A 21681-nucleotide genomic window follows, 5' to 3' on the forward strand; every position below is an offset into this window, starting at 1 on the left:
ATGCCGACACAGACCCTCGTCGAACGACTCCGCGAGCATGCCGCCTCGCGTGCCGATCATCCGGCGCTGCGCTTCATCGAAGGCGACGATGTCGTCGACGAGCTGACATTCGCGGCGCTGGATCGACGCATTCGCGCAACGGCTGCACATCTGCAGCAGCTTGCCGGCGCAGGCGAGCGCGCCGTGATTCTGCTGCCGAACGGTCCCGACTATGCCGTCGCGTTCTACGCGTGCCTCTATGCCGGGGTCATTGCCGTGCCGGCCTATCCGCCGGAAACCGGCAAGGAGCGTTACACGAGCCGGCTCGACGGCATCCTGCGCGATGCGGCGCCGCGGCTCATTCTCACCCAGGCGCGTCTGCGCGACGCCGTCGTCGCTGCGTTCGGCGAGCCCAAGGCTCATGTTGTTGCCGTCGACGAGGTGCCGGTCGATGCCGCCGCATCCTGGCGCGAGACGGACTTGCACGGCGAAGCGATCGCGTTCCTCCAATATACGTCGGGGTCGACGTCGCAGCCGAAGGGTGTCTGCGTCACTCACCGGAACCTGGTCGCCAATGAGATCGCAATAGAGGCGGTGCTCGGCGGGACCAGGGATGACGTCTTCGTCAGCTGGCTGCCGCTCTATCACGACATGGGATTGATGGGCGGATTGCTGAATCCGCTGTTCACGGGTTTCACGGCGGTGCTGATGTCGCCGCGCAATTTCCTGGAGCAGCCGCGGCGCTGGCTCGACGCCATCCATCGCCACGGCGGCACCTGCAGCGGCGGGCCGGACTTTGCGTTCGCGCTCTGTGCGGACCGGATCTCGGACGAGGCGATCGCGTGTCTGGACCTCGGCCGATGGCGGTTCGCGTTCTCCGGCTCAGAGTTCGTGCGCCGCGCGACGCTGGATCGATTTGCCGCGCGCTTCCGGCCGGCGGGCTTCGATCCTCGCGCGCTGACGCCGTGCTACGGCCTTGCCGAGGCGACCTTGCTGGTGACAGCAGGCGACCGCGCGAGCCGGGCGGTTTGTCACACGCTCGATCCCGCAGCGCTCGCCGGCGGGCGCGTTGCGGACGCCGGCGAGGGCACGGACCTGATGGCGTGCGGCGCCGTGGCAGACGGCCACGCCGTGCGCATCATGAGGGTCGATGCGTCCGCCGAGGCCGAGAGGAATGAGGTCGGCGAAATCTGGGTCGCAGGTCCGAGCGTCGCGCTGGGCTATTGGAACAATCCCGAGGCGACGCAGCAGACGTTCGTCGTTCGCGACGGCGCGCGCTGGTTGCGGACCGGCGATCTCGGCTTCGTCCGCGACGGCGAACTCGTCGTCACGGGAAGGCTCAAGGATCTGCTGATCGTCCGCGGCCAGAACATCTATCCATTCGATCTGGAGCAGGCCGTCGAGACCGAGGTGGCCTCGGTGCGGAAGGGACGTGTCGCGGCCTTCCCGGTCGAGATCGATGGCGCCGAAGGCATCGGCGTAGCTGCCGAGTTCAGCAGGGCAGTGCTGCGGCGAACGCCGGCCGACGTGCTGATCAAGGCGATCGGCGACGCGGTCATGCGGCAGACGCAGGAATATCCGGCGGTGGTCGTGCTGCTGAACCCGCAAGGCATGCCGCTGACCACCAGCGGCAAGCTGCAGCGGTCCGCCTGTCGCGCCAGGTGGGCGCAGGGCACGCTCGATAGCTTCATGGTGTTCGAGCGGCGACGCGAGGCGGCGGACCCATCGCCGTCCCCGGAGCTTGCGACGGCGACCGAACGCCGTCTTGCGCTGATCTGGCGGGATGTGCTCCGGCGCGAGAATGTCGACCGCGACGACGACTTTTTCATGCTCGGCGGCAACTCGGTCGCAGCCGCTCAGATCACGGCGATGGTGCGCGAGCAGTTCGGAATCGAGCTCGCGCTGCGCGGCTTCTTCGATGCGCCTACGCTCGCCGCGCTCGCAGAGCTTATCGATGCCGCCAGCGCGGACGCGAAAGTGCTCCCGCCGCTGCAGCCGGCACCGGCGGGCATACGCGAGCTGCTGTCTCCCGCGCAGGAGCGGCTGTGGTTTCTCTGGAGCATGGATCCGGCCGGCACGGCCTACACCATCGCCTGCACGGTTCATTTCGACGGCCCGCTCGATCAGGCACTGCTGGTGCAGGCGCTGACCGAAATCGTCGCCCGCCACGAGACGCTGCGCACCACCTTCTCCGCCCCGGATGGCCGCGTCGTGCAGGTCATCCATGCGGCGCCGGACATTCCGGTCGCGGTCGAGGATCTGCGGCGCAGCCCGGCGGCGGAGCGCACGTCGCGGGTCGCGGCGCGGACACGCGAGGAGCTGGCAAGGCCGTTCGATCTCGTCAATGGCCCACTGCTGCGCGCCGTGCTGATGCAGCTCGCGGACGACCGCCACGTGCTGCTGCTGTCGGCGCATCACATCGTAGCCGACGGCCTCTCGCTCGACGTGCTGCTGGCGGAGATCGCCGCGCTCTATGACGGGCTCCGGCGCGGGGCAGGGGCGCTGCCGTCACCATCCGCCGTCCAATATGCCGACTACGCCGCATGGCAGCGGGATTGGCTCTCCGGCCCCGAGGCTGCGCAGCAGCTCGCCTACTGGCGCGGGCGGCTCGGCGACGCGGATACACCGCTCGCATTGCCGTTCGACCGGCCGCGCCAGCCTGTACCGAGCTATCGCGGCGACACCATTCACGTCGAGATCGCGCCAGATCTGGTGCTGAGGCTCCGCGCGCTCGCCAGGGAGCATCGCGTCAGCATGTTCATGCTGCTGCTCGCCGCCTATCAGTTGCTGCTGTTCCGCTACTCCGGCCGCTCCGACCTGCGTGTCGGCGTGCCCGTCGCCGGCCGCCGCCAGGCCGAGCTGGCATGCTTGATCGGCTGCTTCGTCAATACGCTGGTGCTGCGGGCCGACGTGGCCGATGGCATGAGCTTCGCCGAGCTGCTGGCGCGGGCGAAGGAGGAGGTCATTTCCGGGCTGGCGCATCAGGATCTGCCGTTCGACCGTCTCGTCGATGCGCTGAAGCCGACCCGATCCGGCGGCCACAATCCACTGTTCCAGGTCAAGTTCAACTACATGGACGCGCCGGCCGGATTTGCGCTCGGCGATGGCCTGCACGCCCAGCCGCGCATCGTCGATCTCGCCGGCTCGCATTTCGATCTCGCGCTCGACATCATCGACGGCCCAAAGGGCATGAATGCGAGCCTGAATTTCGCAACTGATTTGTTCGATGCGGCCACGGTCGAGCGGATCGGGAGCCAGCTCGTCGATTTCCTGCGGCAGATCGCGGCGGGCATCGACCGGCCGCTGCGCAACTTCGCAATCGCGCGAGACGTCAGGCAGGTCGTCGCGGCGGAGGTGAAGAGCTTCCCATCGATGGACATCCTCGATCTGATCGACGCTGCGTTCGCGGGCCGCGACGATCGGATCGCGCTGCGCCAAGGACAGGACACCGTCAGCGTCGCCGAGCTCGTGGGCTGGTCGGACCAGATCGCGCGCACGCTCGTTGCGGCGGGCGTCACGCATGAGACGCCGGTGGCGCTGTGGATCGAGCGGTCGCCGAGCTTCGTCGCGGCGCTGCTCGGCGTCTTGAAGGCGGGCGGCGCCGCCGTGCCGCTCGATCCGGCGTGGCCGGTGGCGCGTATTGACCGTATTCTTCACGATGGTGGCATCGACACCCTGATCGCGACCGGCGAATGCCTCGCTGCGGCGAGCGCGTTGCAATGCGTCGCGCTGGATGGCGAGTCGCGCAGCGATGCGTCTCGCGGCGAGTTCATTCGCCCGCACGTTCATCCGGCGCAGACTGCCTACATCATCTACACGTCGGGCTCGACCGGCGCGCCCAAGGGCGTCGCCGTGTCACACGGTGCACTTGCCAACTATGTGCAGGCGCTATTGTCCCGGCTGCGGCCACGCGCCGACGCGAGCATGGCGATGGTCTCGACTGTTGCCGCCGATCTCGGCCACACCGTGCTGTTCGGCGCGCTCGTGAGCGGCGCAACCTTGAATCTTCTTCCGGCCGATGCCGCGTTCGATGCGGATGCGTTTGCGCAAGCGATGCGCGACGGCGAGGTCGGGATTCTCAAGATCGTGCCGAGCCATCTGCGCGGCCTGTTGCGGGCGCGGCGCTCGGCCGACGTTCTGCCGCGCGACGTGCTGATTCTCGGCGGCGAGGCTTGCGATCCCGGCTTGATCGAAGAGGTCCGCCGGCTGCGGCCGCACTGCCGGATCGTCAATCACTACGGCCCGACCGAGACGACGGTCGGCGTGACGACCCATGAGTGGACGGACGCCGAGGCCAAAGGTGTGCTGCCGGTCGGATTGCCGCTTGCCAACCTGCGCGCCTACGTTCTCGACGATACGCTGAATATCGTCCCGGCCGGGGTCACCGGTGAACTCTATGTGGGCGGCGCCGGGCTGGCGCGCGGCTATCGCGGTGCGCCTGGACAGACGGCCGAGCGCTTCATTCCCGATCCGTTCGGACCCGCAGGCGAACGCATCTACCGGACCGGCGATTTGGTGCGCTGTGATCAAGCGGGCCGGATCGTGTTCCTCGGCCGGCGCGATGATCAAATGAAGCTGCGCGGCTACCGCGTCGAGCCCGCCGAGATCAGTCGCGCGATCACATTGCTGAAAGGCATCGCCGATGCGGCCGTCGTGGCCCGCGCCGTCGATGCTGAGCAGGAGCGTCAGGAGCTCGTGGCCTATTGTGTCGCTGCAGCGGGCGCCGTGTTGCAGCCGGAGACGCTGCGGCAGCAACTCTCGGCGATGCTGCCGGACTACATGGTGCCTTCGCGCATCGTCGTGCTCGACTGGCTGCCGCTGACCGCCAACGGCAAGCTCGACCGCGCGGCGCTGCCGCAGCCGGACGAGGACGCCGTGCTATCCTATGCCGCCCCGGTCGGCGCGGTGGAGGAGACAATCGCCGCGGTCTGGCAGGACGTGCTGGGCCGCGAGCGGATCGGCCGCAATGACAATTTCTTCGAGCTCGGCGGCGACTCCATCCTCAGCCTGCAGATCATCGCGCGGCTGCGCAAGCGCGGCGTCATGCTGACGCCGAAGCAGATGTTCGCGCAGCAGACGATAGCGGCGCTGGCCGGCGTGGTTGCGACCACCTCCGCGCCGGCCATCACGCCGCCGGCAGCAGCACGCAACGCAATGAACGCCTGCGCTGCGGAGCTGCTGCCGATCCAATTGCGCTTCTTCGCGGAGGATATCTCCAACCGCGATCACTTCAACCAGGCGGTGCTGCTGATCCCGCGGGACCGGATCGACTGGAGCGTGCTGCAGCGGGCGCTCGCTGCCGTCGTGGGGCATCACGATGCGCTTCGCATGACGTATCGGCAGGTCGCGGGTGAATGGCAGGCGGTGCCGTCCGACCTGCCTGCCGCGCCTGAGCTGCTTTGGCTCCGCACGGCAGTCGAGCCGGCCGACGTCAGCGCGATCGCGTCGGCGGCGCAGGCGAGCCTGTCATTGGCATCGGGATCTCTGCTGCGCGCCGTCGGATTCGACATGCGCGATGGCAGCCAGCGGCTGCTGGTCGCCATTCACCATCTCGCCGTCGATGGCGTGTCATGGCGGATTCTGCTCGAGGACATCGCGTCGGCTTGCGAGCAGCTGACGGGGCAGGCGGGCGCCGTCAACCTGCCGCCCCAGAGCTCCACGCCGTCCTCCTGGGTGCAGCGACTGCGAGCGCATGCGGCCTCCGATCGGCTCGGAGACGAACTGCCGTTCTGGCTGGCGTCCTCCCACGGCAGCGAGCTGCCCTGCGACGACGACCATGGTGGCACCGACGTCGAAGCCGACGCCGAGGAGGTCGTGCTGAACCTTGAGGCGGAGCTGACCGAACGGCTGCTCGATGCCGCGCCTGCGGCCTATCGCACGCAGGTCAACGACCTGCTGCTGGCTGCGCTGGCGCGTGCGGTCTGGAACTGGCGTGGGATCGATGGCGTCGTGATCGAGCTCGAAGGCCACGGCCGCGAGGATGTCCTTGCGGACTGTGACCTCACACGGACGGTGGGCTGGTTCACGACCGCATTCCCGGTCCGTCTCGACAGCGGCAGCGAGACCGACGGCGCGCTCATCACCCGCGTCAAGGAGACGCTGCGCGCCGTGCCCGATCGCGGGCTCGGCTATGGAGTGCTGCGCCATCTCGGTGCGAAGGAGCATCGCGAGGCGCTGGCCGCGGTGCCGAACCCGCGCATCGTCTTCAACTATCTCGGCCGCTTCGATGGCCAGCTCGGCGCGTCGGCGCCGTACCGGATTGCGCCGGAAAACCCGGGATCGATGCGAGCCGCCGACGCGCCGTTGCGGGCCTGGCTCACCATCAACGGCGAGGTGCGTGACGGGCAGCTGCGTCTCGGTTTCCGCTATGGCAGCCGGCGCTATCGGCGCGCGACCGTCGAACGGCTCGCGGAGCTCTATCGGGCGGCGCTGCACGGTCTCGTCGATCATTGCCTCGGCGGCGCCGGCGGTCTCACGCCGTCCGACGTTCCGCTCGCGGGGCTCGATCAGGCGGCGCTCGACCGGCTCTGCGCGACGATCGACTGTCGCTCCGTCGAGGACATCTATCCGCTGTCGCCGATGCAGCAGGGCTTGCTGTTCCATGCCCTGCGCGATGGCGCTGATGATGTCTATGTCAACCAGCTCTCGATCGAGCTTCGAGGTGTGACGCCGGCGCGGTTGCGTGCGGCATGGCAGACGGCGAGTGCGCGGCATGCGGTGCTGCGGACTGGATTCGTCTGGCAGCAATTGTCCGGAGTGGCCCAGCAGATCGTGTACCGGCAGCTCGACGTGCCCGTCGTCGAGGAGGATTGGCGCAGCCGTATCGCTGATGGGGCCGCGGCGGCGGATATCGAGGCGGCGCTTGCGGAGGCGGCACGGCGCGAGCGTGAGCTCGGCTTCGACATCACCCGGCCGCCGCTGCAGCGGCTGCGGCTGATCCGGCTCGGCGATGACAGGCTGTGGCTGATCTGGACGCATCATCACATCGTGATCGATGGCTGGAGCTCGGCGCGGCTGCTCGCAGACGTGCTGCAGCAGATCGGCGGCGCAGCGCCGTCGGCGGCGCAAGCCAGTTATCGCGACTACATCGCCTGGCTGCAGACGCGCGACCACGCGGCGGCCGTGGATTTCTGGCGCGAGACGCTGCGCGGCTTCGATGAGCCCACGCCGCTCGCCGACGCCTTGCGCGCGAGCAGCGCGATCGACGCTGCGAGCGGCCACGGCCGGCTGACGCTGCGCGTGGACGTCGATCTCGCTGCCCGCCTGCGGCGGTTCGCGACGCAGCAGCGCATCACGATGAATACGCTGCTGCAAGGGGCCTGGGCCCAATTGCTGCGGCAGTATACCGGGCAAAGCTCGGTCTGCTTTGGCGTGACGGTCTCGGGCCGTCCGACCGAGCTTGCCGGCGCCGAGCACATGGTCGGCCTCTTCATCAACACGCTGCCGCTGATCGACCGCGCGCACCCGCAGACCGCGACCGGCGATTGGCTGCGAACCCTTCAGGCGCAGAGCGTCGCGGCGCGCGACTATGAGTGGCTGCCGCTGCACGAGATCCAGCGCCTCGCCGACAGGGCCGGGCAGCCCCTGTTCGACAGCCTGATGGTGTTCGAGAACTATCCGATCGATCAGGCGCTCACCGCGCGCAACGGTGCCGGGCCGCAGATCGGGCGGGTCGAACATGTGACGCCGACCAGTTATCCGATCGCGGTCATCGTGTTCGACGGACCCGAGGGCCTGCGCCTCGACTTCAACTACGATCGTGCGCAATTGGACGAGCACGCGATTCGACGGGTGAGCGCGTCGTTGCGGGACTGGCTGATGCAGATTTCGGCGGATGCCACCCGTCCGACCGGCAACCTTCGCACGGTCGATGGGGAGGCGCTGGCGTGGCTCTTGCGCTGGAGTGGAGCTGCGATTGGCGAGACGTCATCCCCACGTCCGTTGATCGACGCAGCGCCCGGCGTCGTGGCGCAGATCGAGGCGCGGGCGAAGGCTGTCCCGGACGCGGTTGCGATCGTCGGCGGTGACCGCCGGATCAGCTACGGCGAGTTGAACGCGCGCGCAAACCGGCTGGCGCGGCGGCTGCAGGCACGCGGGATCGGCGCCGATGTCGTGGTCGGACTGGCGCTGGGGCGCGACGCCGAGATGATCGTCGCGCTGCTCGCCGTGCTGAAGGCGGGTGCGGCCTACCTGCCGCTCGACCCGGATTATCCGGCCGAGCGTCTTGCTCACATGCTGACCGACAGCGGCGCGAGGCTTCTGCTGACGCAAGCTGGGCTGCAGGATCGGTTCGCGCTTGCGCTGGCCGATAGCGGAGCCGAGGCCTGGCTGCTCGATCGCGACGATGATGCGGGCGACGCCGACAATCTCGGCAGCACCATTCATCCGGAGAGCCTCGCCTACGTCATCTATACCTCGGGCTCGACCGGCCTGCCCAAGGGCGTGATGGTGCGTCACGGCGCAGTGACGAACTTTCTGGCGACCATGGCCGAGCAGCCGGGCATCGCATCGGACGACCGCGTGCTGGCCCTGACGTCGCTGTCGTTCGACATCGCGGTGCTGGAGCTGTGGCTGCCGCTGACACGGGGCGCCCGGATCGTGCTGGCCGATCGCGCCTCGGCGCAGGATCCGACGGCGCTGAAGGCGATCGTGGCCAGGCACGGCGTGACCATGATCCAGGCGACGCCGTCGAGCTGGCGCATGCTGCTCGATCATGACGGGACCGCGCTGCCTCGTCGCTGTCGCGTGCTTTGCGGCGGCGAGGCGCTGGCTCCCGATCTGGCGCGGCGGCTCGTCGCGCTGAGCGGCGAGGTCTGGAACATGTATGGGCCGACCGAGACCACGGTGTGGTCTGCGCGCCACCGGCTCGATTCCAATGATCCTATGCCGGTGCTGGGTGGTCCGATCGGCAACACCACGCTCTACGTGCTCGACGCCAATCTCAATCTGGCGCCGCCCGGCGTGACCGGCGAACTGTTCATCGGCGGCGAGGGACTGGCGCGCGGCTATTGGAGGCGCGCCGGGCTCAGCGCAGAGCGCTTCGTTCCCGATCCGTTGGGCGGTGCTGGTGCGCGGTTGTACCGGACCGGCGATCTGGCGCGCTGGCGTGCCGATGGCACGCTCGACTATGTCGGCCGCGCCGATCACCAGGTCAAGATGCGCGGACATCGCATCGAGCTCGGCGAGATCGAGGCGCGGCTGCGCGCACTGCCCGGCGTTCGCGACAGCGTCGTGGTCGCGCAGGAGTTCGGCGGCGGGCGGCACCTGATCGGCTATGTCAGCAGTGACAGCACCCTCGACGGCGGCGACTTGCGCGCGATGCTCACGGCCATGCTGCCGGACTACATGGTGCCGTTGCGCGTCATCGTGCTGCCGCGGCTGCCGCTGACGCCGAACGGCAAGGTCGACCGCAAGGCGCTGCCGCTGGCGTCACAAGGCGAGGCGGGGGACGACTATCAGGCTCCGGTCGGTGAGATCGAGATCATCGTGGCCGGCATCTGGGCGGAACTGCTCGGCCTTGACCGCATCGGGCGGGGCGATCACTTCTTCAGGCTCGGCGGCCACTCTCTGTTGGCGGTGCGGCTGCTCGGCCGTGTCGCGCAGGAGTTCGGCACGTCGGTGCAATTGTCCGAGCTGTTCGCTCATCCGGAATTGGCGGAATTCGCGCGCGTCCTCTCGATCAGTCTGATCGAGCAGGAGTTCGCCGAAGGTGAGCTCCAGGAACTGATGACGGCGGAGCTATCATGAGCGGACAATCAGGACAGCCTCTTCTGCGTGACCTCGATCCGGAGGCGCTGCGCCGGTTGGCATCGCGCGCGCGACAGCGCGGCCGCAACGCCGCCAGACGCGACACAAGCACGATCCCGATCGTCGATCGCGGGGGCCGGCTGCCGCTCTCCTTCGCGCAGCAGCAGCTGTGGCTGCTGGCGCAGCTCGATGGCGGAAGCGCGAATTATCACATCGACGTGGCGCTGCGGTTGCGCGGCCGGCTCGACATCGGCGCATGGCGCCGCAGCCTCGACCGCCTGTTCTCCCGGCACGAGGCGCTGCGGACGGTCTTTGTCGCCGAGGACGGCGCGCCGCGAATTGCGCTGCTGCCGTCCGACACCAGCCTGCCGCTGGAGATGCATGATCTTCGCGTCCGGCCGGACCGCGAGAAGCGGCTGGGCGACGTGCTGGATGAGTGCACGCGCGCGCCGTTCGATCTCGCTCGGGGGCCGCTGATCCGCAGCCATTTGATCCGTCTGGGCGACGATGATCACGTCGTTCTGCTCAGCCAGCACCACATCATCTCCGACGGATGGTCGATGGGCGTCATCGTCCGCGAGCTCTCGGCACTGTATGGCGCCTTCGCCGCAGGCGGCGATGATCCGTTGCCGCCGCTCGCGATTCAGTATCCGGACTATGCAGCATGGCAGCGCCATTCGCTGACGGCAGATCGGCTGCGGCGGCAGCTCGATCATTGGACCGCCGTGCTGCGCGATGCGCCATCCTTGCTGACATTGCCGACCGACCGTGCGCGTTCTGCGCCGCGATCCAACGCCGGCGCCGCGGTGCCGGTGGAGATCGACGACGGTCTATCGGCCGACATCAGGCGGCTGGGCCACGCTCTCGGCGCCACCCCGTTCGTCATCGTGCTGGCGGCCTGGGCCATCGTGCTGTCGCGGTTGGCGGGCCAGCAGGATCTCGTGATCGGCACGCCGAGCGCAAATCGGATGCGTTCGGAGCTCGAAGGCCTAGCCGGCTTCTTCGTCAACATGCTGGCGCTGCGGCTCGACCTCTCGCATGGTCCTGCTGTCGCCGAGCTGATCGACCGCGTCAAGACGGCGGTCCTCGCGGCGCAGGATCATCAGGATCTTCCGTTCGAGCTCCTGGTCGAGGCGCTCCAGCCGCCGCGGCATCCGGAATACACGCCGGTGTTCCAGGTGGTGTTCGCGTGGCAGAGTAACGATGTCGGCTCGTTCGCACTGCCCGGCCTGGCGGTCGAACGCCTTGCGATCGAGCAGCACAAGATCAAGTTCGATCTCGAGCTCGATCTCAGCGAAAGTGGCGGCCGCATCACTGGCAAGCTCAACTACGCGACGGCGCTGTTCGACGCCGAGACCGTACAGCGCTATCGCTTCTATCTGCTGGCTGCGTTGCGCGCCATGGTCGCCGACACCAGCCAGCCGGTCGATCGGATCGAGCTGCTGCCGGCCGAGGAACGTACGCTGCTGCTGGATGTCTGGAACCGGACGCAGTCGTTCACGCCAGCCGACTGCTGCATCCAGGAGCTCGTCGCAGAGCAGGCGCGCCGCCGCCCCTCCGCCGTGGCGCTGGTGCATGGCGCGGTCAGCTTGAGCTATCGCGAGCTCGAGGTGCGCGCCAATCGCCTCGCGCATCATCTCGTTGCGATGGGCGCCGGTCCGGATCGGCTGGTCGCGATCTGCCAGCAGCGCGGCATTGATGCGATCGTCAGCGTGCTCGCGGTTCTCAAAGCGGGAGCGGCCTATCTGCCGCTTGACCCTGCCTATCCGCCGCAGCGGCTGCGCGAGACCGTGGCCGATGCCCAGCCGACGCTGCTGCTCTGTGACGGTGAGAGCGCTAGCACGCTCGGCGGCGTGGCGTACCCTGTGATCGATGTGGAAAGCGATGCGCCGGCCTGGAGCGGGCTGCCGGAGAGCGCACCGGATGTTGCTGCCCGTGGCCTGACGCCGCGCAACCTCGCCTATGTCATCTACACGTCGGGCTCGACCGGACAGCCGAAGGGCGTGATGATCGAGCACCACGGCCTGGTCAATCTCGCGCAGGCCCAGATCGGGCTGTTCGACACCGGTCCGCACAGCCGGATCGCGCAATTCGCCTCCTTCAGCTTCGACGCAAGCGTGTGGGACATCGTCATGGCGCTTTGTGCCGGTGCCGAGCTGCATCTGCTCGGAAGCCGCGAGCATCGCGACGCGGCGGAGCTGCTGAATTATCTCGTCGAACATCGCATCACCCACGCCACCTTGCCGCCCGCGATGCTGCAGGGCCGCTCGGACCTCGCCCGGCTCTCCGGGCTCGAGGTGCTGGTTCTCGCCGGCGAGTTGCCAAGGCCGGAGCTGTTCGAAGCGCTGCCGCCCGGGATTGCGGTCTTCAACGCCTACGGGCCGACGGAAGCGACCGTCTGCGCCACCGCATGGCGCCGTCCGCCCGGCTTCGCCGGCGTTGTCGTCCCAATCGGTCGCCCGATCGCCAACGCGCGGATCTATCTGCTCGACGCCCAGGGCATGCCGGTGCCGCGCGGTGCCGTCGGCGAGATCTGGATCGGCGGGGCAGGAGTTGCCCGCGGCTATCTCAACCGTCCCGATCTGTCGGCGCAGCGTTTTGCCGTGGATCCGTTCGGGCTGTCGTCCGATGCGCGGATGTATCGAACCGGTGATCTCGGCCGCCATCTCGCCGACGGCAACATCGAATTCCTGGGCCGCAACGACCATCAGGTGAAGATCCGCGGCTTCCGCATCGAGCTCGGGGAGATCGAGCATCGGCTGAATGCGCAGGCCGGAGTGCGGGACTCGGCGGTGCTGGCGCGGCGCGATGCGCAGGGCGATCTCACGCTCGTCGCCTATGTGGTGCCGGCGGAGGACGCCGACGGCACCGGCGCGTGGGCCGCGAAACTCCGTTCACATCTGCAGGGAAGCCTGCCGGACTACATGGTCCCGTCGGCGATCGTTCGCGTCCCTGCACTTCCGCTGACACCCAACGGCAAGGTCGACCGGCAGGCGCTGCCGGCGCCGGACGACGAGGCGTTCTCGCACGCCACCTATGATCCTCCCCAGGGCGAAGCCGAGCAGACGCTCGCTGCCATCTGGCGCGAGTTGCTTGGCGTCGAGCGCGTCGGTCGCAACGATCATTTCTTCGAGCTCGGCGGCCATTCGCTGCTCGTCGTCCGCATGCTGGATCGGCTGAAGCGCCATGCGCTGACGATCGACGCGCAGATGGTGTTCGCCAAGCCGGTGCTGCGCGATCTCGCGGCCAGCCTGCGGCAAAGCGAGGAGACCGCAATTCCTGACAACCCGATCACGGCGCAGAGCCCGGCCATCACGCCGGACATGCTGCCGCTGATCGCGATGAGCCAGGGCGAGATCGACCGCGTGGTGGGCCGTGTGCCGGGCGGCGTCGCCAACGTCCAGGACATCTACGCGCTGTCGCCGTTGCAGGAGGGAATTCTGTTCCATCATCTGCTCGCGACCGAGGGCGACCCCTACGTGCTGGTCGCGCAGATGGCATTTGCGGGCCGTGATCTGCTGGATCGCTATCTTGCGGCCGTTCAGGACGTGATCGACCGGCATGACGTCCTGCGGACGTCGTTCCTCTGGGATGGGCTGTCGGTGCCGGCGCAGGTGGTCTGGCGCCAGGCACCGCTAAGCGTCACCGAAGTTGAGCTCGAAGGCAACGCGCCGGCCCAGGTCGAGCTGGCGCGCCGCTTCGATCCGAAGTCCTGCAGGCTCGATCTGACCCAGGCGCCATTGCTGCGTCTCGTTGTCGCCCGCGACCCAGGAAGTGATCGCCTGCTGCTGCTGGTCGTGCTGCATCACATGGTCGGCGACCATTCCACCCTGCAGGCGTTGCATGAGGAGGTGCAACTGATCCTGTCGGGACGCCGCACTGCTCTGCCTCCGTCGATTCCATTCCGCAACCTCGTCGCCGAGACTCGCAAGTCGGGCGGACAGGATGCTCAGCAGCGCTTCTTCCGCAGCATGCTCGCCGACATCGATGCGCCGACGGCGCCGTTCGGATTGATCGAGGTGCGCAGCGACGGCGCCGGCGTGCGCGAGGCAAAGCTGCCCCTGCCGGCTGCGCTCGATGCGCGGCTGCGCGCGCAGGCGCGGCGCGTTGGCGCGAGCCTCGCCAGTCTCTGTCATGTCGCCTGGGGCCAGGTGCTGGCGCGCAGCAGCGGACGTGAGCAGGTCGTGTTCGGCACCGTGCTGCTCGGCCGCATGCAGGCTGGCCATGATACCGGCCGCAGCCTGGGCCTGTTCATCAACACGCTGCCGTTGCGGCTCGATCTCGACGGCACGTCGGTTGAGGACAGCGTTCGCGCAACGCATGCGCGGCTGGCGGAGCTGATGGTTCATGAGCATGCCTCGCTGGCAATGGCCCAGCGTTGCAGCGGCGTCGCGCCGCCGACGCCGCTGTTCTCCGCGATCCTGAACTATCGGCACGGCCAGCGGCAGGACGCGCGGGCAGACGCGCAGCCCATCCAGGCTCTGCGTGGCGTCGAATGGCTCGGTGGCGAGGAGCGTACCAACTATCCGCTGATGCTGGCGGTGGATGACGACGGTCATGGACTTCACCTGACGGTCCAGGCCGTGGCGCCGGTTGCGCCCGAGCGGGTCGGCGCGATGATGCAGCAGTCGCTCGATCGGCTGGCGCTGGCGCTCGAAGCGGCGCCGCACTCGCCGGTGCGCCAGCTCGATGTCGTTCCAGAGGACGATCGCGCGCGGCTGCTGCGCGCTTGGAATGCGACGGCTGTCAGCTTCGCGGATACGCTCTGCGTGCACCGGCAGTTCGAGGTGCATGCGGCGCGATCTCCCGATGCGATCGCGCTCGTACACGGGCAGGAGACGATCAGCTACGGCGCGCTGAATGCGCGGGCGAACCGCCTGGCGCGGCGGCTCAGGGATCGCGGCATCGGGCCGGATGTTGTGGTCGGGCTGGCGCTGGAGCGCGGCGTCACGATGATGGTTGCGCTGCTCGCGGTGCTCAAAGCGGGCGGGGCCTATCTTCCGCTCGATCCGGACTATCCGGCCGAGCGGCTCGCGCACATGCTGAACGACAGCGGCGCCAAGCTGCTGCTGACGCAAGCCACGCTGCACGACCGTTTCGCGCCGGTGCTGGCCCGGAGCGAGGCCGAGGCATGGCTGCTCGAGGTGGCGGCTGGCGAGGGCCTCGGCCAGACCGATAATCTTGCTGTCGACGTGCATCCGGAGAGCCTCGCTTACGTCATCTACACCTCCGGCTCCACCGGTCGGCCCAAGGGCGTGATGGTGCGTCACGCCGCGGTGACGAACTTCCTGACGACGATGGCCGAGCAACCGGGCATCGCGGCCGACGACCGTGTGCTGGCGTTGACCTCGTTGTCGTTCGACATCGCCGTGCTGGAGCTGTGGCTGCCGCTGACCCATGGCGCACGGATCGTGCTCGCCGACCGTTTCACGGCCCATGATCCGGTGGCGCTCAAGGCGATGGTGACACGGCACGGCGTGACCATGGTCCAGGCGACGCCGTCGAGCTGGCGCATGCTGCTCGATCACGACGCGGCCGATACACACGAGACGGCTCCATGGCTGCCGAAGGGCAGTCGCCTGCTGAGCGGCGGGGAGGCGCTGGCCTCGGACCTGGCGCGGCGGCTGGGCGCGCTGGGCAGCGAGGTCTGGAACCTGTATGGGCCGACCGAGACCACGGTGTGGTCGGCGCGTCACCGCCTCGATGCGACCGATCCGGTGCCGCTGCTCGGCAGCCCGATCGGCAACACCCGGTTGTACGTGCTCGACACCGAACTCAATCTGGCGCCGGTCGGCGTCACTGGCGAGCTCTTCATCGGCGGTGACGGGCTCGCGCGCGGCTATTGGAAACGCGCCGCGTTGAGCGCGGAGCGCTTCATCCCGGATCCGTTCGGCAGCGACGGCGCGCGGCTGTACCGGACCGGCGACCTCGCGCGCTGGCGGGCCGACGGCGTGCTCGACTATGTCGGCCGCGCCGATCATCAAGTGAAGATCCGCGGACATCGGATCGAGCTCGGCGAGATCGAGGTGCGGCTGCGGGAGCAGCCGGGCGTGCGCGACAGCGTCGTCGTGGCGCAGGAGCTCGGCGGCGGCCGTCAATTGGTCGGCTATGTCAGCGGCGAGGATACGCTCGACGGCGGCGGCCTCCGCGCTGCGCTCGCAGCAGCGCTGCCGGACTACATGGTTCCGTCGCGCGTGATCGTGCTGCCGGAGCTGCCGCTGACGCCGAACGGCAAGATCGACCGCAAGGCGCTGCCGCGGCCCGATGTCGGGGCTCCCGAAGCGCATCGCATCGCCCCGCGCAATCCGACCGAGGCCGCACTCTCGGCGATCTGGGCAGAGCTGCTGCACAGGCCGGACGTCGGCGTCACCGACAATTTCTTCGAGCTCGGCGGCGACTCGCTGGTGGCCGTCCAGCTCGTCGGCCGCATCAAGCGCGATCTCGCGTGGGAGGTGCCGCTGAAGCGGTTGTTCGAACTGACCACGATCGAGGCCATGGCGTCTGCGCTCGCCGCGGACCCGCCGACAAGCAGGCGGAGCGACGACATCGCCGCCATGTTCGATCTGCTTGAGGAAGTCGAGTTCGCCAATGAATGATCAGTCCGGACTCCAGGCCCAGCAGCTCGGCGAAATCGCGCGTCGATTGGTGCGTCTCGATGCCTCGAAGCAGCGCGCGTTCCTGACGCAGTTGGCGGCCAAGGGGATCGATCTGTCGATCTTGCCGATCGCCCGGCAGCATCTGCAGCGCGCGCCGTTATCGTTCGCGCAGGCCCGTCTCTGGTTCCTGTGGCGGATGGATCCGGGCGGCTCCGCCTACAACATGCCGGTCGCGATCCGCCTGCGGGGTCGGCTTGATGTTGGTGCGCTCCAACGGGCGCTCGATGAACTCGTCATGCGCCATGCTGCGCTCCGCACGACGTTCCGGCAGGACGACGGCGAGCCGGAGCAGATCGTAGGGTTGCCGGCGCCTGTCGCGCTTCGCCGCATCGAGATCGCGGGCGATGACCGCGAGCAGCAGGCGCGCCGGCTGCTGCGTGAGGAAGCGGCGTTGCCGTTCGATCTGGAATCCGGACCGCTGCTGCGCGCGGCGCTGCTGGGTCTTGGCGAGCACGACCATATCCTCTCCGTCACGCTGCACCACATCGTCGCCGACGGCTGGTCGATGCAGGTTCTCACCGACGAGTTCTGGCAGCTCTATCACGCCGCCGCCCGCGGCGAGGCGGCCTCGCTGCCGGCGCTCGAGATCGACTACGCCGATTTCGCCGCCTGGCAGCGACTGTGGCTCGGTGCCGTCGAGGAGGAGCGGCAGCTTCGCTACTGGACCGGCCGTCTCCATGACACGGCCATGCTGCCGCTGCCGTTCGATCGGCCCAGGTCAGCCCAGGCCGATCAATCCGGCGATGCCATACGGCTGTCGCTCGGGGCGGAGCTTGCCGATCGCCTGCGCGAGCTGGCGCGGGGACAGCACACGACGTTGTTCGTCGTTCTGCTGGCGGCGCTGAAGCTGGTGCTCTATCGCTACAGCGGCCAGCCCGACATCAGCATCGGCGTTCCGCTCGCCAATCGCGACCGGTCGGAGACGCGGCGTCTGATCGGCCTGCTCGTCAACACCCAGGTGCTGCGCACACGGATCGACAGTCAGGGTACGATCGGCGAAGTCATCAAGGCACTGCGCGAGGCCTCGCTCGAGGCCCAGGATCACCAGGATCTTCCGTTCGAGCGGCTGCTCGACGTGCTGCAGCCGCAGCGCAGCCTGAGCCAGATGCCGCTATTCCAGGTGCTCTATAACCATCAGCATCGGCGCGAGCCGGCGCATGCGCCGGCTGCGTCCGAATTGCAGATCGAGACGATCGCGGCAGAGATCGACACGGTGAAATTCGACCTCGCTCTCGACAGCGAGGAGGCGCCGTCGGGAGACGTCTCGGCGCTGTTCTCCTTTGCCACCGCGCTGTTCGACCGGTCGACCATCGCACGGCTCGCCGGGCATTGGCTGACGATCCTACAGGCGATGGTCGCGGATCCCACACGTCGGATCGCGGCATTGGAGCTGTTGTCGGCCCGGCAACGCGACGACGTCAGACAGTGGAACGCTTGCCCTCCCGCGCTCATGCCGTTCCAGCCGGTGCATCGGATGTTCGCCCGGCACGCAAAGGAGACGCCGAGCGCAGCGGCCCTGGTGTTGGGGGCCGAGACGATCACCTATCAGGCGCTCGATCGCCGCGCCAACGCCATCGCACAGCATCTTGCAACGCTCGGCGTTCGTCCCGGCGAGCTCGTCGGGCTCTCGATGCGGCGCTCGCCCGATCTCGTCGCCGGTTTTGTTGCCGTCCTGAAGGCCGGCGCGGCCTATCTGCCGCTCGATCCTGATCATCCGCCAGCGCGGCTGGCCGCCACCGTTCGAGATGCCGGCGCGCGCGTCGTGCTGGTCGATGCGGCGGGACGATCGCAATGGCCGCCGATGCCGGGGATCGCGGTCGTCGATCTCGGCGCGATGGCGGCTGAGACGACGGAGAGCGACCCGGCGGTCGATGTCCATCCCGCGAGCCTCGCCTACGTGATCTATACGTCCGGCTCCACCGGCGTGCCGAAGGGCGTTGCGGTCGCTCACGGATCGTTCGCAATGCATTGCGAGGCCACCGCCGAGCTCTACGAGATGGGCCGGCAGTCGCGCGAGCTGCACTTCCTCTCCTTCACGTTCGACGGCGCGCATGAGCGGTTGTGGACCGCGCTGGGCTGCGGCGCGACCTTGGTGATGCGTGATGCCGATCTCTGGTCGGCGGAGAAGACGCTCGACGTGATGGGCGCGCAGCGGGTGACCAATGCCGGCTTTCCGCCGGCCTATCTGCAGCAGCTCGCCGACTTCGCGGCGTGGAGCGGCGATCCGCCGCCCGTGTCGCTGTATTCGTTCGGCGGCGAGGCGATGCCCAAATCCGGCTTCGACAAGGTCAGGCAGGCGCTGCGGCCGCGCAAGCTGATCAATGGCTATGGTCCGACGGAGACGGTGGTCACACCGCTGGTCTGGAAGGTCGACGCCGATGCCGAGATCGACTGCGGCTATGCGCCGATCGGCCGTCCTGTCGGCCGGCGCTCGGCCTATGTTCTCGACGGCGATCTCAACATCGTTCCGGTCGGCGTCACCGGCGAGCTCCATATCGGCGGCGAGGGGCTCGCGGCCGGCTATTGGAATCGGCCGGCGCTGACGGCGGAGCGCTTCATCCCCGATCCGTTCGGTGCGCCGGGCGCGCGACTGTACCGCACGGGCGATCTGGCGCGCTGGCGTGCCGACGGCGTGATCGACTATGTCGGACGTTCCGACCATCAGCTCAAGATCCGCGGCTTCCGCATCGAGCCAGGCGAGGTCGAGGCACGGCTGACGCGGCAGACGGGTGTTCGGTCGGCGGTGGTGGTGGCACGCGAGATCGCCGGACGCCAGCAGCTCATCGGCTATGTCTGCGGCGAGGACGGCCTCGACGAGACCGGGCTGCGGGCGGCGCTCTCGGAGGAGCTGCCGGACTACATGGTTCCGGCGCGGATCGTGCTGATGCCGCAGATGCCGCTCACGGCGCATGGCAAGGTCGATCGCGACGCCTTGCCGACGCCCGAGCAATTGTCCGCCGAGACCGACTACGTCGTGCCGCAGTCCCCCGCGGAATTGGAGCTGGCGGCGATCTGGGCCGAATTGCTTGGCCATTCGCGGGTGGGCCTGACCGACAATTTCTTCGAGCTCGGCGGCGATTCCATCATCTCGCTGCAGGTGGTCGGACGTGCGCGCCAGTGCGGGCTTGCCATCGAGCCGCGCGACCTGTTCCGGCATCAGACGCTGCAGGAGCTGGCGCGGGTCGCGCGTCGCGATCGGGCCGTCGTTGCATCCGCTGAGCCGCTTGCGCGCGATGGCGATCCGGTGCCGCTGTTGCCGATCCAGCGCCGCTTCTTTGCCGAGGACGCCGGCGAACGGCATCACTGGAATCAGGCGTTGATGCTCGTGCCGTCGGCGCGGCTCGACTGGTGGGTGATGGCGCAGGCGGTCGAGGCCGTGGTGGCGCATCACGATGCCCTGCGGCTGCAATTTCGGCAAAGCGACCGAGAGTGGCAGGCGAGATACGGCGCGATGCCGGCGAGCGCCGATCTGCTCTGGATCCGCACCGTCGCCGATGCGGCTGAGGTCACCTCGGCTGCCGCGACCGCGCAGGCAAGCCTGTCTCTGCAGGGACCGTTGCTGCGGCTCGTCGGCATGGACGTTGCCGACGGCAGCCAGAGGCTTCTCATCGTCGTGCATCATCTCGTCGTCGATGGCGTGTCCTGGCGCGTGCTGCTCGAGGACATCGCCTCGGCGTATCGACAGGTGGCGCAGGGAGCGGCCGCGATTGCTCTGCCTTCCAAGAGCCGGTCCATGGCGTCATGGGGCATCAGTCTCGAAGACTACGCCGCCAGCGAGGAGCTGGCTGGTCAGCTCGACTATTGGAGACAGCGGACCGCCGCCGGCGACGTGCCATGCGACGATGATCACGGCGAGACCGATCGCGTCGCCGATGGTGAGGATGTCGTCGTGTCCTTCGATACCGACATGACCGGGCAACTGCTCAAGCAGGCGCCCGCTGCCTACAGGACCCAGGTCAATGACCTGCTGCTGGCGGCGCTGGCCCGCGCGGTCAGCCGCTGGAGCGGGCTCGATGAATGTCTGGTCGAGCTCGAAGGTCACGGCCGGGAAGACATTTTCGAGGGCTTCGACCTGTCGCGAACGGTCGGCTGGTTCACGACCGCGTTTCCCGTTCGACTCGCCGGCTGTGCTGGCGATAGCGCCACGCTGATCAGATCGATCAAGGAGGAATTACGGGCCATCCCGGCGCGCGGGCTCGGCTACGGCGTGCTGCGCTATTGCGGCAGCCCCGAGCAGCGCGCCGCCCTGACGGGCGGAGCCGAGCCGCGGATCGTCTTCAACTATCTCGGCCAGTTCGGCGCCGGCTCTGACCCTGCCTTCGCGCTCGCGCCGGAAAGCGCGGGGCCGTCACGCAGCGCCAGCGCGCCGCTCGGGCGCTGGCTCAGCATCAACGGTCAAGTGCTTGATGGCCAGCTGAGGCTGACATTCAGCTTCGGCCGCCGACGCTATCGCCGCGCGACGATCGAGCGGCTGGCCGCGTGCTATTCCGCGGCCCTGCGCGAACTCGTCGCGCATTGCACGAGCGGCGTATACGGCCTCACGCCGTCGGACGTTCCGCTCTCAGGCCTCAGCCAGCCGGAGCTCGACCTGCTCGGAGCGTCGCGCGATTGGCGCGATATCGAGGATATCTATCCGCTGTCGCCGATGCAGCAGGGCATGCTGTTCCACGCGCTGCGCGATGGTGACAGCGGCAACTATGTCAGCCAGATCGCCGTCGACATCAGCGGTGCGCACGCGGCGCGATTGCGCGCGGCGTGGCAGGCGGTGACGGCGAGACACGCGGTGCTGCGGACAGTGTTCGTGTGGAGAGAATTGTCGGGCGCGCCGCAGCAGGTCGTCCACCGGCAGGTTCCTGTCCCCTTCGTCGAGGAGGACTGGCGCGACCGTGTGGACTCGATGGATCAGGCCGCGCGTGACGCGGCGCTGGCCGATGTGGCCGCAGCCGAATGGCGGGCCGGCTTCGACCTGTCGCGTCCGCCATTGCAGCGGGTCCGTCTCATCGATCTCGGCGGCGGTGTGCACCGCCTGATCTGGACACATCATCACATCCTGCTCGACGGCTGGAGCGCGGCAAGGCTCATCGGCGAGATCATGCAGCATGTCGGTGGCGCGTCGCTGTCCGCCCCACGCGGCCGCTATCGCGACTACATTGCCTGGCTGCAGCAGCAGGATCGCGATGCGTCGAGTGCGTTCTGGGCACGCTCGCTCTCGACGGTCGGCGAGCCGAGCCTGCTTGCCGATGCGCTGGGCGGGCCGGCCGCGCCTGCCGACGGCCATGGCTCGATCGATCTCGTCATC

3 protein-coding genes (1 of these 3 cut by a window edge) are annotated in these 21681 nt (G+C 68.3%); all 3 read left to right on the forward strand.

From position 1 onward, the window contains the following. Tightly spaced (each overlapping or abutting the next), the 3 genes in view from QW868_RS23745 to QW868_RS23755 form a layout consistent with a single transcriptional unit that may run on beyond the window. Complete coding sequence (locus QW868_RS23745; protein WP_316231652.1) at positions 1-9726, forward strand: non-ribosomal peptide synthetase; 9726 nt, start codon at positions 1-3, stop codon at positions 9724-9726. Further along, positions 9723-16322, forward strand: a complete 6600-nt coding sequence (locus QW868_RS23750; RefSeq protein WP_316231653.1) for a non-ribosomal peptide synthetase — start codon at positions 9723-9725, stop codon at positions 16320-16322. The genes QW868_RS23745 and QW868_RS23750 overlap by 4 nt, the downstream gene beginning before the upstream one ends. Next, positions 16315-21681 carry the 5' portion of a non-ribosomal peptide synthase/polyketide synthase gene (locus tag QW868_RS23755; protein WP_316231654.1) on the forward strand. 11049 nt of this gene lie beyond the right edge of the window, so the window shows 5367 of its 16416 coding nt (coding positions 1-5367); the start codon lies at positions 16315-16317; the stop codon falls past the right edge of the window. The genes QW868_RS23750 and QW868_RS23755 overlap by 8 nt, the downstream gene beginning before the upstream one ends.

Source organism: Bradyrhizobium sp. SZCCHNR1051 (assembly GCF_032489615.1).
In the GTDB taxonomy this organism is placed as follows: Bacteria; Pseudomonadota; Alphaproteobacteria; order Rhizobiales; family Xanthobacteraceae; genus Bradyrhizobium.